The sequence below is a fragment of the Rhizobium sp. BK591 genome, from assembly GCF_014195045.1.
Taxonomy (GTDB): Bacteria; Pseudomonadota; Alphaproteobacteria; order Rhizobiales; family Rhizobiaceae; genus Rhizobium; species Rhizobium anhuiense.
The window spans coordinates 1,069,572-1,084,802 of sequence record NZ_JACIAZ010000002.1; the positions used below are offsets into that span (position 1 = coordinate 1,069,572).

13 protein-coding genes are annotated in these 15,231 nt (G+C 61.7%); 10 read left to right on the plus strand and 3 right to left on the minus strand.

Annotated elements, in window-relative coordinates; genetic code table 11:
* Window positions 1–22 precede the first annotated feature (22 nt).
* A complete protein-coding gene (locus FHX10_RS12210; RefSeq protein ID WP_063475872.1) occupies window positions 23–934 on the minus strand; it encodes a dihydrodipicolinate synthase family protein in 912 nt (303 codons plus the stop codon).
* A 148-nt stretch (window positions 935–1,082) separates the two neighbouring features.
* Here FHX10_RS12210 and FHX10_RS12215 point away from each other — a divergent pair, with 148 nt between their 5' ends.
* Both FHX10_RS12215 and FHX10_RS12220 read left to right on the plus strand, forming a co-directional pair.
* Window positions 1,083–1,787, plus strand: a complete 705-nt coding sequence (locus FHX10_RS12215) for a GntR family transcriptional regulator (RefSeq protein ID WP_063476241.1) — start codon at window positions 1,083–1,085, stop codon at window positions 1,785–1,787.
* A 117-nt stretch (window positions 1,788–1,904) separates the two neighbouring features.
* On the plus strand, window positions 1,905–2,645 hold the full coding sequence (locus FHX10_RS12220) for a DUF4231 domain-containing protein (protein ID WP_063475873.1): 741 nt from the start codon (window positions 1,905–1,907) through the stop codon (window positions 2,643–2,645).
* An 87-nt stretch (window positions 2,646–2,732) separates the two neighbouring features.
* On the opposite strand, the gene FHX10_RS12225 is transcribed toward FHX10_RS12220, so the two are convergent.
* Together FHX10_RS12225 and FHX10_RS12230 are read right to left on the minus strand one after the other, a co-directional pair.
* Window positions 2,733–4,070 (minus strand): alpha-L-fucosidase, encoded by a 1,338-nt coding sequence (locus FHX10_RS12225; RefSeq protein WP_063475874.1) that lies wholly within the window; start codon window positions 4,068–4,070, stop codon window positions 2,733–2,735.
* An 89-nt stretch (window positions 4,071–4,159) separates the two neighbouring features.
* Window positions 4,160–5,167 (minus strand): LacI family DNA-binding transcriptional regulator, encoded by a 1,008-nt coding sequence (locus FHX10_RS12230; RefSeq protein ID WP_080759860.1) that lies wholly within the window; start codon window positions 5,165–5,167, stop codon window positions 4,160–4,162.
* A gap of 191 nt (window positions 5,168–5,358) precedes the next feature.
* Here FHX10_RS12230 and FHX10_RS12235 point away from each other — a divergent pair, with 191 nt between their 5' ends.
* From FHX10_RS12235 to FHX10_RS12270, 8 genes are all read left to right on the plus strand, one after another.
* On the plus strand, window positions 5,359–7,284 hold the full coding sequence (locus FHX10_RS12235; protein ID WP_063475875.1) for an ABC transporter substrate-binding protein: 1,926 nt from the start codon (window positions 5,359–5,361) through the stop codon (window positions 7,282–7,284).
* Between the two features lie 101 nt (window positions 7,285–7,385).
* Window positions 7,386–8,372, plus strand: coding sequence for an ABC transporter permease (locus FHX10_RS12240; protein ID WP_063475876.1), 987 nt, complete (start codon window positions 7,386–7,388; stop codon window positions 8,370–8,372).
* A 12-nt stretch (window positions 8,373–8,384) separates the two neighbouring features.
* Window positions 8,385–9,518: an ABC transporter permease gene (locus FHX10_RS12245; protein WP_047614726.1), complete on the plus strand. Its 1,134-nt coding sequence runs from the start codon at window positions 8,385–8,387 to the stop codon at window positions 9,516–9,518.
* Entirely contained in the window at window positions 9,508–10,557 is a 1,050-nt protein-coding gene (locus FHX10_RS12250) for an ABC transporter ATP-binding protein (protein ID WP_063475877.1), read from the plus strand. The genes FHX10_RS12245 and FHX10_RS12250 overlap by 11 nt, the downstream gene beginning before the upstream one ends.
* Window positions 10,557–11,615 (plus strand): ABC transporter ATP-binding protein, encoded by a 1,059-nt coding sequence (locus FHX10_RS12255; protein WP_179867785.1) that lies wholly within the window; start codon window positions 10,557–10,559, stop codon window positions 11,613–11,615. The genes FHX10_RS12250 and FHX10_RS12255 overlap by 1 nt, the downstream gene beginning before the upstream one ends.
* The gene (locus tag FHX10_RS12260; RefSeq protein ID WP_063475879.1) at window positions 11,615–12,448 is read left to right on the plus strand and encodes a 5-deoxy-glucuronate isomerase; all 834 of its coding nucleotides are present in this window, start codon (window positions 11,615–11,617) and stop codon (window positions 12,446–12,448) included. Before FHX10_RS12255 ends, FHX10_RS12260 begins: the two co-directional genes overlap by 1 nt.
* A 69-nt stretch (window positions 12,449–12,517) precedes the next feature.
* Window positions 12,518–14,383 carry a GH39 family glycosyl hydrolase gene (locus tag FHX10_RS12265; protein WP_063475880.1) on the plus strand — a complete coding sequence of 622 codons (1,866 nt, stop codon included), beginning with the start codon at window positions 12,518–12,520 and terminating at the stop codon, window positions 14,381–14,383.
* 29 nt (window positions 14,384–14,412) lie between these two features.
* Complete coding sequence (locus FHX10_RS12270) at window positions 14,413–15,231, plus strand: sugar phosphate isomerase/epimerase family protein (RefSeq protein WP_063475881.1); 819 nt, start codon at window positions 14,413–14,415, stop codon at window positions 15,229–15,231.

Consider the following 15,231-nt stretch of genomic DNA (forward strand, 5'->3'; position numbering starts at 1 on the left):
GGCGTTTGCCGGCCCCGTTGTCTCAGGCAGCCTGGCGGATCTTCGAGGGGCGCGTGGCCGCGGCCTTCTCCACCATCGCAGTAACTTCAGCGCGGCGGGCGCCAGAAAGCGGCAGGCGCGGCAGGCGGACACGCTCGGAGCCGCGGCCCATGATCTGCTCGGCGAGTTTGATCGACTGCACGAGATCATGTTCGGCATCGAGATGCAGGAGCGGCATGAACCAGCGATAGATCTTGCGGGCTTCTTCCCAGTCGCCGCGTTCGGCGGCAGCCACCAGCTGCACGGATTCCTCCGGGAAGGCGCTGGTGAGGCCGGAGACCCAGCCCTTGGCGCCGAGCATCAGGCCTTCGAGCGCAACGTCGTCGAGGCCGGCGAAGATGTCGAAACGATCGCCGAATTCATTGATGAGATCGGTGAAACGGCGCGGATCCGGCGCGCTTTCCTTGACCGCCTTGATATTCGGCACGTCGGCAAGCACCTTCAGCACATCGGCGCCGATATTGACGCGGTAGGCCGGCGGGTTGTTGTAGAGCATGATCGGCAGCGAGGTCGCCTCGGCGACGGTGCGGAAATGCGCGATCAGCTCTTCCGGCTTCGGCACATAGACCATGGCCGGCAGCAGCATCAGGCCGTCGGCGCCGAGTTTTTCGGCGTCGCGGGCATAGGCGACGGCGCGGCGCGTGTCGAATTCGGAGACGCCTGTCACAACGGGAACGCGGCCATTGACGACCTCGACGGCGGCTTTCAGGATCGTACGCTTCTCATCGGGATCGAGCGAATTATTCTCGCCACAGGTGCCCATCACGATCAGCCCGTTGACGCCGTCGTTCACCAGCGCGTCCTGGACGCGTTGGGTCGCAGCCAGATCCACGGAAAGATCTTCGTTGAATTGTGTCGTTACGGCGGGAAATACGCCCTTCCATCCTGTTGTCATCGATCGACCTCCTTGAATTTGATTGCGTTATATACAAACTGTCGACAAGATTCAATCCGGCACGATCCTGAAATTTGCAGGCGGAAGACTGCCGTTGCGGGAATCGGCCGAAACGCAATACAAGGCTCTCATGACAGCGGAGGCGCGGATGCAGAACGAGGCGGAGAATGTGCGGGTGCGCGGTTCCGGCACGCAGAGCGTCTATATCACGCTGCGCCGGGAAATCCTGTCGATGGCGCTGGAGCCCGGCAGTCCGCTCGATGAAGTGCGGCTGTCTGAACGGTTCGGGATGTCGAGGACTCCCATTCGCGAGGCGCTGTTGCGGCTCGCCGCCGATGGGCTGGTCACGACCCTGCCGAACAGGAACACGATCGTCGCGACGATCGATTTCGCCAGCCTGCCCACCTATTTCGAGGCGTTGACGCTGATGTACCGGGTCACGACGCGCGGCGCCGCCCAGCGGCGTAACCCCGAAGTCATGAAAGTGATCCGGTCGCATCAGAGGGACTTCGCCGATGCCGTTGCCGCGCGCGACGCCTATGCGATGATCGAGGCGAACCGCGAATTTCACGTGGCGATCGCCGAACTGGCCGGCAATTCCTATTATACGGCCTTCTTCGCCAGGCTGCTCGACGAGGGCCGGCGCATTCTTCGCTTGTATTATTCGACCTTCGACGACCGCCTGCCGCGCCAATATGTCGACGAACATGAGGAGATGATCGCCGCGATCGAGGCCGGCGACGCCGAACGGGCCGATCAGCTGGCGATCGCTCACGCCGGGCAGATCGTCCGCCAGATCCAGGATTATATCGCTCGCGATCTCGACCGGCCGGTGGCAATCAGCATATCCTGAAGCAAGCGATAGAGCCGCCGGCGATCGCCTAATCAAGTATCATTAGTAAACGTTACTTGATTTTTCGTGTGTTGCAAGTTTGACTGTGGTCAAACCTCCAACCCCGAGGATAGGGTGATGGATTTGTTCAGGAAGAGGGACGATGACCCTGCTTTGCAGCAGCAAATGCCATTGCCATCACGATATAGAAATATATTAGGGATGCTTTCTATAGCGGTTGTTGTTTTATCTGTATTCTTGATATCGCTTGGCGCTTTAATTGAGGTTTTTGAGCCGGAATTTCCTCCGAACGTCATCCTCGACCAAATTCCCTTGAGCTACATCTCCTGGTTCATGATTACCTTCGGGATAACCATCGTTGTCATCAACGTGATTTTGGCAGCAAGACGGGAGTTTGCTCGAGAGAGAGCGGAAAGGATGCTTCCATCGGATACGGTGGAGATCAAAAGGCAGGCTTTGCGTGACCTGCGGACGCATCGAAACTGGTATGCGCGATCCTCCAGGGTCAACCAGTATCTCTGGAATTTTCTCACAATGGGGATCATCGTTCTGAGCGGCCTCTCTTCGTTGTTTTCGGCCTATGGCACGGCCGTTCCCCAATGGCTTCCTATGATGAGCTCGGCGCTCGCGGCGCTTTTCGGCACGATCATCGTTCAATTCCGCATCCGAGATGCCTGGCAATTGAGAGAGCAGGGAAGGATCGAAGCCGAGATGCTCGTCGCCGAGGCTCATCTCATTGACATAACGGATGAGCTTGAGACGCTCAAACAGGCCGTCGCTCTTAGAAAGCGCGCTCATGCGCTTGAAATGAAGCAGCTCAACCAGTTCTTCGTGGAGACTACCGCAGCCAATCCCTGAGCCCGTTGTCGGCATCCGGCGGCGGGACCGGCCGAGCCATTCTCCTGAGCGGGTATATGTCCGCTCAGGCAAGCTGGTCACCACCTTCTAATCCTGGACGCCTGGGGCACTCCCTGCCTTGAGCTTGACTTCGATGACCGGGACCACGATCTGAGGCCGGCGCACCTGCAGGACGAATGTCAGTTGATCCTCGCCGACGGGGAACTGGGTGTTTGCCCATAACGTATTGGCGGACGGGCGCAGCCAGGTGACCTCGCTGCCATCATGCAGGAATTGCGCATATTCGATCTTGCCCGCCAGCGCATCGAAATGCAGATGGCGATAGGGCCAGTTGAAGAGGTGGATATAGAGACGATCGCCATTCTGGGTCAGGCGGCAATCGGCCGGCGCGGTGAAGTCGGACTGGCTGCAGCCGACAATGCTGCGCTCGTGCAGCGCCATCCATTCCTCATAAGCGGCAAGGGCAGCTATCGCGCGGTGGTCGAGCGTGCCGCGCGGCGTCGGCCCGACATTCATCAGCAGATTGCCGCCCATGGCCACGGTGCCGACCAGCATCTGCACCAGTTGCTCCGTGCTTTTCCAGGTGTCCTCGTCGCGGTGATAACCCCAGGAGCCGCTGAGCGTGTGGCACGCTTCCCAGACGACGCGCTTGCCGTCGCGTAGCGGCCGGGCCCGCGGCATATATTGCTCCGGCGTGACGATATCGGGCTGCAGGCCGGCGAGATCGAGCCGGTTGTTGATGATGATATCAGGGGCGAGTTCGCGCACCAGGCGCACGAGTTTCTCGCTTTCCCAATCCTGATGGCCCTTTCCAACCAGTTCGCCGAGCTTCCACTGCGGATAGCTGAAATCGAACCACATGATGTCGATCTGGCCGAACTCGGTCAGCAACTCGCGCACCTGCTCGCGCATGAAGGCGGCATAGCGGCTGATATCCCGGCCTTCGTTGATTTTCAGCGCATCCGGATGATTGCGCTGCGGGTGGCGCGGATCGACCGTAAAGTCGGGATGATGCCAGTCGATCAGCGAATAGTAGAAGCCGATCCTCAGGCCCTCGGCGCGGAAGGCGTCGACGAAGGGGCGCAACAGATCTTTCCCATAAGGCGTGTTGGTCACCTTGAAGTCGGTGGCCTGGGTATCCCAGAGGCAGAAGCCTTCATGGTGCTTGGTGGTCAGCACCACATATTTCATGCCGGCGGCTTTTGCGCGCCTCGCCCATTCGCGTGGGTCGTAGAGATCGGGATCGAAGTGATCGAAATATTTCTGGTAGTCGGCGTCGTTCAGTTCTTCGCGGCTCTTGACCCATTCATGGCGTGCCGGCAGCGCGTACAGCCCCCAATGCACGAACATGCCGAACCGGTCGTGAACGAACCAGGCCTTCTTCTCCTCAGGCAGGGCCAGTGACTGCAGATTGTCGATATCCATCGGATATTCCTCCCGTTCCAAACTTTAAGATTGGAGCATGATGTCGTCCGAAGACCGCTCACACGTTTCGGCATCATGCTCCGGGGCGTTCAGGTCGTTTCACGGATGATGAGCTCCGGCACGATGACGATGCCGTGCTGGCGGTTTCTGGTGGCGATGCGGCTGAGCAGCAGACGCACAGCTTCCTCCCCCATTTCCCGCTTCTGCACCCGCAAGGTGGTGAGCGCCGGAGACAGCAGTTCGGCCGTCGGAATGTCGTCGAAACCGATCAGGGCAATCTGCCCGGGGATCGAAATGCCGGCGGCCCGGCAGGCCTTCATGGCGCCGATCGCATTAAGATCGTTGTAGCAGACAAGCGCATCGATGCCGGGCGCTTCCGCCAGCAATTGCGCGGCCGCCGTCTGGCCGCCGGCGGCGGTGGGATCGCAATAGACGATGCCTTGCGCCTTCAGCCCGTGGGCCGCCAGCGTCTTGCGAATTCCGACAAGACGGCTCTTGCCGCCAAACGAACTGCGCGGCCCGGCGATGATCGCGATCTTGCGGCGTCCGCGCTCGACCAGATGGTCGATGGCGCGCGATGCTCCTGTCTCGTAGTCGGTGACGATCGTCCCGGCGACCTCGTTGGGCGCCTCGCGGTTGATGAGCACCACGGCCCGGTGGGGCGCAAGCGCCTTATGCAAGGCGGCATCGGGCAGTCGCGGGCTGCAGACGATGATCCCGTCGACCCGATGCCTGAGCAGCGTTTCGATGAGCTCTTCCTCCCGCTTGCTGTTCTCGACGACATTGGACAGAAGCAGGTTGTAGCCGGCAGCGCTCGCGGCATCCTCGGCTCCCCGGATGACTTCGGGAAAAAACGGATTGGTGATGTCGGGAACGAGAAGGCCGATGGCCTTCGATCGATCGGACCGCAATCCGCGCGCAAAGGGATTGGGCCGGTAGTTGAGTTCGCTCGCCGCCAGAATAATCCGTTGACTGGTCTCCGCACTGGCTCCGCCCTGGTCATTGAGCACGCGCGACACCGTCATCGGCGACACTCCTGCGGCGCGGGCAACATCGGCGATGGTTATTTTGGATTCTGGCTCTTTAGGGCGGCTCAACGGGACTGTCTCTCGGAGGGGTTAGAAACTTACGATAACGATAACTAGCATAATTTCCCGGAAAGCCAAGGCAACTCCGGCTCAATGCAAGGCAGGGAGAATCTCTTTGACAAGATTGTACGGTAACGATAACGTTCGAGAAGAGGAGAATACGTTAACGATAACCTAGAGCGGAATATTGGGAGGAAAGAATGCAACACGTCAGAATCTTAAGACAGCAGGTTGTCTCGACCGTTGCCGCGGCGATCCTCATTGGCGCCGGCTGGGCCGGCGCCGCATTCGGCTTTGAAGAATCGCCGGAACTGAAGGCGCTGGTCGATGCCGGCAAGCTGCCGCCTGTGGAAAAACGGCTGCCCAAGGAGCCGCTGGTGCTCACGCCGCTTGAATCGGTCGGTACCTATGGCGGCACCTGGCGCACGGCCACCTTTGGCGGTGGCGACAGCGAGATCGAGCGTTCGATCGGCTATACGAGACTGGTCCGCTGGAACCCGGAATGGACCGAGGTGATCCCCGATATCGCCAAAAGCGTCGAGGTCAATGCCAATGCCACCGAATATACCTTCACCTTGCGCGAAGGCACGCGCTGGTCGGACGGCGAGCCCTTCACCGCCGACGATCTGGTGTGGTGGAACGAGAACGTGCTGCGCAACACCAAGATCACGCCTGCAGCGCCCGACTGGCTGACCGCAGGCGGGGAGACCGTCAAGGTCGAAAAGCTCGCCGACGACAAGGTCGTCTTCAAGTTTGCCGCACCGAACGGCCTGTTCCTGATGAACATGGCCACTGTGCGCGGCTCCGATATTCTGGCAGCCGCACCGGCGCACTACCTCAAGCAATTCCACAAGGATTTCAATCCCGACGGTATCGACGCCCTGGTGAAAGCAGCCGGCGCAACCGACTGGGTCCAGCTCTTCAACAACAAGATCGGCTTTCCCGGCCGCTGGCGCGATCTCGGCCGCCCGACACTCGATGCCTGGGTGCTGACCGCGCCCTATAACGGGACCACGCAGGTCGTTGCCGAACGCAATCCATATTATGCCAAGGTGGATACGGCAGGAAACCAGCTGCCTTACTTCGATCGGATCACCATCGATGTGATGCAGGATACCCAGGCAATCATCCTGAAGGCGATCAGCGGCGAAATCGACATGCAGAATCGCTTCATCGAGACGACCGACGCCCGAACCGTGATCGTGCAGAACCAGGAGAAGGGCGGCTACGGCCTGTTTATCGCCCGGCCGGCGTGGTCGAACGCCCTGCTGATCACCCTCAACCAGACGCACAAGAATCCGGCCTTGCGCGCCGTCTTCTCCAACAAGGATTTCCGCATCGGCCTCAGCTATGCCATCAACCGCGAAGAGCTCAACCAGCTGATCTATGCCGGACAGGCTAAACCCTATCAGGCAGCGCCGCGTGAAGGCACCGCGCTCTACGACGAAAAGATGGCGACGCAGTATCTGGAATATAATGTCGATCTCGCCAATCAATATCTCGACAAGGCGGGCCTGACCAAACATGACGCCGAAGGCTATCGCCTCGGCCAGGACGGCAAGCGGATTACCTTTGCGATCGACGCTTTGACCGGAAGCCCGATCCAGGTGGACGCGCTCGAGATGATCCAGCGCTACTGGCGGGCCGTCGGCATCGACATGCAGCCCCGCCCGGCCGAACGTTCGCTGATCTTCTCCCGGCTGCAGAACAATGAAAATGACGGCCTGGGATGGGTTGGCGGCGGCGGCTACGACTTCCTCGGCCTGCTCGACCCCAAATGGTACTTTCCGCACGAATATGAATCGAGCTTCGCGACGGCCTGGGGCCTCTACTACCAGAACCCCAAGGATCCGAACGCTGAGGAGCCGAGCCCCGCTGCCAAGAAGCAGATGGATCTCTACCGGCAGGTACAGGAAGCGCCGACGCTCGAAAAGCAGCTGGCGGCGATGAAGGAACTGCTGGCGATCACCCGTGACGAATTCTACGTCATCGGCACCAACCTGGAGCCGGACCGCGTCGGCATCGTCAAGACCAATATGCGCAATGTCCCGAAGGTCATCCCCAGCACATCGTTCTACATGACGCCAGGACCGGCAAAGCCGGAGACCTTCTACTACCAGCAGTAACGGCGCGCGACCGACAGGGATGGCGTCTCCGGGTGCCGTCCCAGCAATACCAGCCCAGTCCCAATCATCCGGCGGCGATCGCCGATTGAAGGAGCTTGACCATGGCCGGCTTCATCATCAGACGTCTGCTTTATATGATCCCGATGATGTTCGCGATCTCAGTCGTGACCTTCATCATCATCCAGTTGCCGCCCGGCGACTTCCTGACCGCGATGACCGCGCGTCTGGCCTCCCAGAACGAAACGATCGATCCCGGTGTCATCGCCGGCCTGCGCGAACGCTATGGCCTCGATCAGCCCTGGGCGGTCCAATACTGGAAATGGATCAGCGGCATCCTGCTGCGCGGCGATTTCGGCCAGTCCCTCGATTGGAACAAGCCGGTCAGCGAGCTGATCTGGGCCCGCATGGGCCTGACGATGGTGGTATCGGTCACCACGCTGCTGTTTGTCTGGGCGGTCGCCTTTCCAATCGGCATCTATTCGGCCGTGCGGCAATATTCGGCGGGCGATTACGTCGCCACCTTCTTCGGCTTTCTCGGCCTTGCCATCCCGAACTTCCTGCTGGCGCTGGTGCTGATGTATGTTTCGGCACAGTATTTCGGCCAAAGTACCGGCGGGCTGTTTTCGCCCGCCTATATCAACGCCGTCTGGAGCTGGGCCAAGCTCGGCGATCTCATTTCGCATATGTGGATCCCGGTCGTCGTTCTCGGCACTGGCGCCACCGCAGCGCTGATCCGCATCATGCGCGCCAACCTGCTCGACGAGCTCAACAAGCCTTATGTCGACATGGCCCGGGCCCGCGGTTTGAGCGAAATCCGGCTGCTGTTGAAATATCCGGTGCGGGTGGCGCTCAACCCGTTCGTCTCGACCGTCGGCTGGGTGCTGCCGCACCTCGTCTCCGGCTCGGTGGTGGTCTCCATCGTTCTCAGCCTGCCGATCACCGGGCCGCTGCTGCTCAACGCCCTGTTTGCCCAGGACATGTATCTGGCCGGCACCTTCATCCTGCTGATGAGCATGCTGACGCTGATCGGCACGCTGATCTCGGACCTGCTGCTTGCCTGGCTCGATCCACGCATTCGCAACGGCTGAAGGACGAGAGATATGACCGATCAAGCCATCGCGCTATCACCTGAACTGATCCAGAATTCCGACGCGGTCGCCGGGCAGTGGAAGCTCATTTGGCGGCGCTTCTGTCGCCATCGGCTGGCGCTGGCCGCTGGCGTCGTCATCTTCTTGATCTACATGGTCGCCCTGTTTGCCGAGGTTCTCGCTCCGGTTTCATCGCAGACCTATGATTCCCGCTACACCTATGCGCCGCCGCAGCAGATCAGATTCGCCGGCCACGACGCGGCGGGGCAGTTTCATCCCCTCTATGTCAACGGTTATTCGATGAAGGTCGATCCGATCGCGCTCAGCCGCAATTACGTGGCCGATCCGGCCGTCGTCATTCCCATCGGCTTCTTCGTGAAAGGCGAACCCTATCGGCTCTGGGGCCTGTTTAATCTGGACCGGCACTTGATCGGCCCGACCGAGATGGGCAAACCCTTCTACCTGTTCGGCGCCGACCGGCTGGGTCGCGATGTCTTCAGCCGGACGGTCCACGGCACCCGCGTTTCGATGTCCGTCGGACTGATCGGGGTCGCAATCAGTCTCATCCTCGGCATCATCCTGGGCGGCATCTCGGGGCTCTACGGCGGCTGGGTCGACGATGTGATCCAGCGCTCCATCGAACTCATCAATTCCATCCCGACCATCCCGCTGTGGATGGGCCTTGCGGCTGCCGTTCCGATCAGTGCCGATCCGATCCTGGTCTATCTCTGGATCACGGTCATCCTGTCGCTGATCGGCTGGACCGATCTGGCACGGGTGGTGCGCGGGCGCTTCCTGTCGCTGAAGACGGAGGATTTCGTGATTGCCGCACGTCTCGATGGCTGTTCGCAGATGCGCATCATCTGGCGGCATATGGTGCCGTCCTTCATGAGCCACATCATCGCCTCGGTGACGCTCGCCATCCCGACGATGATCCTCGCGGAAACTGCGCTCTCCTTCCTCGGCATCGGATTGCGCCCGCCTGTCGTGAGCTGGGGCGTGCTCCTTCAGGAGGCGCAGAACATTCTCGCGGTCACGAGCGCGCCCTGGCTGTTTCTTCCCGGTCTTGCGGTGATCGTCACCGTGCTCGCCCTCAATTTCCTCGGTGATGGATTACGCGATGCTGCAGATCCCTATGAATACTGATCCCAATTTCGCCGCCACCGGCGATCGGCACGGTGCTCGCGACCCGCTGATCGAGGTCGACGATCTCAGGACCCATTTCTTCAGCGGTGCGGGCACGATCAGGGCGGTCGACGGCGTCTCCTTTTCCATTCCGCGCGGCAAGACGGTCTGCGTCGTCGGCGAATCCGGTTCGGGCAAGAGCATTACCGGCCGCTCGATTCTCAACCAGGTTCCGCGCGGAGGGCGGATCGTCTCGGGAGCAATCCGCTACCGGCCGGATCCCGCAGCACCCTCCGTCGACCTGGCGGCGTTCGATCCGCGCGGCCGCGATATGCGGGCGATCCGCGGTGCCCAGATCGGCCTGATCAGCCAGGAGCCGATGGCGGCCCTTTCCCCCGTTCATACGATCGGCAACCAGATGGTGGAAGTGATCCGCCTGCATCTGAAGATGGGAAAGAAGGAGGCGCGCGAGCATGCCATCGAGACATTGGCTCTGGTCGGCATTCCCAGGCCGGCCGAGCGTATGGAAAGCTATGCCTTCCAGTTTTCCGGCGGCATGCGCCAGCGCGTCTGCATCGCGCTCGCGCTCGCCTGCCGCCCCAAGCTCTTGATCGCCGACGAGCCGACGACGGCGCTCGATGTGACCACCCAGGCCAATATCCTCGATCTGCTTGCCTCGCTGCAGGCCGAATTCGGGCTCTCGGTGCTGTTCGTGACCCATGATCTCGGCGTGGTGGCCGAAATCGCCGATGAAGTCGTCGTCATGTATGTCGGACGGGTCGTGGAGGCAGGCGATGTCGACACGATCTTCCACGCTCCGGCCCACCCCTACACCAAGGCGCTGCTGCAATCGGTGCCGCGCATGCATGGACAACCCAGCGAACGGCTGGCGATTATCGACGGCATGGTGCCCTCGCGTTTCAACCGACCCCAGGGCTGCAGCTTTCATCCTCGATGCAAAGAGGCGAGGGCCGGCCTTTGCGACCAATGGGATCCGCAGCCCGTCGCCATCGGCGACCGGCATGTCGCCAGCTGTCTGCTTTACGAAGGAGGACGATGATGGCCGATCCCATGATCCAACGAAGCCCTCTGCTCGAACTGAATGATCTCAGGATGCATTTCCCCATTCGCAAGGGCGCATTCCGGCGTGTGGTCGGCCACGTCAAGGCGGTCGACGGCGTTTCGCTTCGCGTCGAGGATGGCGAAACACTGGGGATTGTCGGCGAGTCCGGCTGCGGCAAGTCGACGCTTGCCCGCACGGTCCTGCGCATCTATCAGCCGACGAGCGGCGAAATCCGCTATCGTAGCCGCAGCGGTGGCACGGTCGATCTCGCCACGCTGTCCGGTTCCGCCCTCGACGAAATCCATCGCGACCTGCGCATCGTGTTTCAGGATCCGCAATCCTCGCTCAATCCGCGCCTGCCCGTCATCGACATCATCGGCGAGGTGCTTGCTGTCAACGGCATCGCCAAGGGGCGTGAACTCGAACATCGGGTCGCCGAGTTGATGCAGAGCGTCGGCCTGCGGCCGGAATATATGCACCGCTATCCCCATGCTTTCTCCGGCGGTGAACGCCAGCGCATCGGCATCGCCCGGGCGCTGGCGTCCAATCCGCGCCTGGTGATTGCCGATGAGGCCGTCTCGGCGCTCGATGTCAGCGTCCAGGCGCAAACCATCAACCTGCTGCAGGATCTGCAGGAGCAGTTCGGACTGACCTATCTCTTCGTCGCCCACGACCTCTCGGTCGTCCGGCACATCTCGGACAATATTGCCGTCATGTATGTCGGCCGGGTCGTCGAAAAGGCGCCGACGGAACAGATCTTCTCGCGCCCGCTCCACCCCTACACCGAAGCGCTGCTCTCGGCGGTGCCGATCGCCGATCCGAGGATGCGCCGCCACGGTCAACGCATCCGGCTGGCGGGCGAGGTTGCCGACCCCGCTCATCCGCCGCCCGGCTGCGCATTTCATCCGCGCTGCCGCTACGCCACCGGCCTTTGCAAGCAGGAGGTGCCGGGCTTGCGCACCGTCACCGCCGATGGGCACGCCGTGGCCTGTCACCACGCCGAATCCCTGTCGCTTAATCCTTTCGCCGACCGTACCGTTCCGGAGTTCAATTGATGCCTGAATTCATTCCACGCTCCGAGCAGCGTCCCATCGTGGATACCTCCTCCGCGACGCTCGATCTCATCTACTTCGATCTCGTCACGCTTGCCTCCAACAAGCAGGACATCCGGCGGCTGCCCGCGCACGAAAGCCTCTACGTCGTGCTATCGGGTCAGGTGGATATCGAGGTGGATGGCATCATGTTCGAAGCCGTGGGCCGGCGAGCCGATATCTGGGGAGGCGATGCGGACTCGGTTTACGCGCCCGTCGGCGTCAATGTCCGGATATCGGCTCGTGGCGCGCCGGCAGAGGTCGCCATCGCCGGCGGTCTCTGCGACACCCGCTACGCCCCGTTTCGGGTGACGCCGGATGAGGTCGATGCGGTCAATGTCGGTTCGTCTGACACGCACAGCCAGCGGCGGATCGTCCATCTGCTCGGCCAACGACAGAACGGACGCTGCGGCAACCTGCTGGTGAGCGAACTCTATGCCGGCGAAGGCTGCTGGTCCGGCTATCCCCCTCACAAGCACGATACCGAGGACGGCGATGTCGAGACCCGGCACGAAGAACTCTATCACTACCGCTTCCAGCCGGAGACCGGCTTCGGCAGTCAGATCACCTATGACGAGGACGGCCCGGTCAAGATCCTGATGACCCGCAACGGCGACACTGTCCTGGTCGACCGGGGTTACCACCCGACGGTCACCTCTCCGGGGCATCGCGGCTATATCTTCACCATCCTGGTCGGCAAGCATCGCCGAGGTCTGATCCAGCGCTTCGACCCCGCCCATCAGCATCTGACCAAAACCATCCCCGGCATCGATGCGATGCGCGACAAGTTCAAATAATCCGGCTCCTGGCCCCGTGTGCCGGCTTTGCGGCGCGCCGCCAAATTTCCGCCCAAGGAGAGACGACCCATGCGTGAACGTACGCGAATAAATATTGATGCCGGTGAAGCGGTGCGCCCGTTCAACCGGTTCTGGCGCGGCACCGGCTTTTCGCCGGCCGAGCTGCTGCTCGAGCCCGAGATGCGCCAGATGCTCGCCTATATCGGCGGCCTGCCGAATGAGGGCATCAAGTTCCTGCGTGTGCATTATCTCTACAATCTGCTGAGCGCAAAGGGCGGGGCCGGCTACGACTGGTCCCTGCTCGACCGCGCGCTCGACGTGATGATCGAACACCGCCTGAAGCCGTTCTTCGAGCTGATGGGCAACCCGTCGGGTGTGTTCACCGACTATGAGGATATGGATCAGGTCAAGCGCTGGCGCGATCTCGTGACGGTGACGGCAGATCGCTATGGCGCACGTTACGGCATGGACGAATTGCGAACATGGTATTTCGAAACGACGAACGAGGCCGACTCCGGCTGGTGGACCTATGGGATCAAGGGTTACACCAATTACTACGACGCCTGCGTCGCCGGCCTCGATGCCGTCGATCCCAGCCTGCCGATGGGCGGGCCTGGCACCGCCCGCACGCTCTCGCCGATCTTTCGCGCCCTGATGGCGCATTGCGACAGCGGCACGAGCTGCCTGACCGGCAACGGCCCGCCGCGCCTCGACTACATCTCGATCCACGAAAAGGGCGTCAATGGCAGCAAGGAAGATCTGACCCCGAAAACCAACGGCATCGTCGACCGCACGCTTCTCGTCGTCGATTATCTCAAGGAGAATCACCCGCGTCTCGCGGGCCTGCCCGTGATCAACGACGAATGCGATCCGCAGCTCGGCTGGAGCGATCATCATAGCTGGCACGGCAAAGCCTATTACGCCGGGATCATCGCCCGCATCATCGAACAGCACGACCGCCGCATCATCGCCCCGAAAGCGGCGAATTTCACCTTCCTCAGCAATGACCATGCCTTTATCGGCGGCTGGAGCCAGCGCACCATCTTTGCCTATTTCGGCCCGCGCAATTTCACCAAGGCGCAATGGGAGCACAAGACCGATCTCAGCACTGTGGTGACGGATGTCGATCGGGCGCCGCCCTTCGACATCATCAAGAAGCCCGGCCTGACATCGATGGAACTGCTCGCAACGCTTGGCGATACCGTCTGCAAGGTGACGGCCGAACCGCCGCTTGCTCCCGACCAGGATGGCCTGGCGATCCTGCCGACACGGCTGCCGGGCGGCGGTGTTTCCATCAGCCTCATCCACAGTGTCGATGCCATCAACCGTTCGGGCCGGACCGCCGTCCGCCTCGAGGTGAGCGGCCTGGTTCTTGGCCGCCATGCGCTTTGCCTGCTGCGCATCGACGAGGAATTCACCAATCCGATGGAGGTCTGGGAAGCCCAGCGCGACGAAAGCAACCCGCGCGGCCCCTTCGAGCCGGTCGGCGCGCCGCCGGCACCTGATGAAGCGCAGTTTGCCGAGCTGCGCCGGGCACAGGAGCCCGCCTTGCTGCATCCAGTCAGCGTCGTCGCCTGCGACGACGGCCGGATCAGTGTCGATCTCGATGTGCCGCTGCCGTCACTGACGCAGGTGCTTGTCGTTCCCGACACCAGCGCGGCCCCGGCTGCACCGACCGGCCTTGTCGTCGAACGCTACCTCGGTCTCGGCGGCCGGGAGGAGCGCATGCTGTTCTGGGCTGCCGGCGATGCCGGCCCTGCCATCTTCTACGATGTCCTGGCCAGCGCCGATGGCGGGACGTTTGAAAAGGTCAGTCCCGCGCCGCTGATCTCGACCGCATTCCTGCATATGTCGCCGCCGGAGGGCGTGCGGTATGCGGTCTGCGCCCGCGATGCATTCGGCCGCCGCAGCGAGCTTTGTATCGCCCGCTCATGAACAGCGCCTTTCTCTCTGGGATCTGATCCATGGATATCGCCTATTTCACCAAGACCCTGGAGGGCCTGCCGCTCGAGAGGGCGGCCGAGATCACTGCCGGCCTGGGATTCGATTGTGCCGATCTTCTCATTCGAGATGGCCATGCCGTTTCCCCAGACAGGCCGGACGAGATCGTCAAGGCCGTAAAACTCTTTGCCGCAGCCGGGGTGCGTGCTCCGATGGCGACCATCGATTCCACACGGCCCGACGATGCCGCATCCCGGCTTCTCGGCTGTTGCGGCGAGGCCGGCATCGGCCAGATCAGGCTTGGCTTCTGGCGTTACGACCCGTTGCGGCGCTGGCAGGTTCAGCTCGATGAGGCGCGGCGTGATCTCGACGGCTTCGAGCGCCTGGCCGAACGCTTCGCCGTCACGCTGACCATCCAGCTCCACGGCGGGACCCTGCACAGCTCGGGCGCGCTGGCGGTGCAATTGCTGGCCGGGCGAGATCCCGTCAGGATCGGCGCTTATGTCGATCCGGCCAATCAGATCATTCGCGAGGGAAGCGAAGACTGGCGTCTGACCCTCGACATTCTTGATCCGTGGTTCTGCTGCATGGGCGTCAAGAACAGCGGTTGGTTCCCCGGCACTTACGGAGCCCACGGCCAGCGCGCATGGCATTCGGACTGGTACGGGCTCGACGAAGGCATGGTGCCGTGGAGCGACATCGTTCCGCATATGGTGACGACAGGATTTACCGGTGTGTTGTCGGTGCATTCGCAATACCGGGTTCCCCGGCAACAGGCGCTCGACAAGGTCCGCGCCGATCTCGCCCATCTCAGGCGCCTGGTCGCCGCAGCGAAAGAGTAG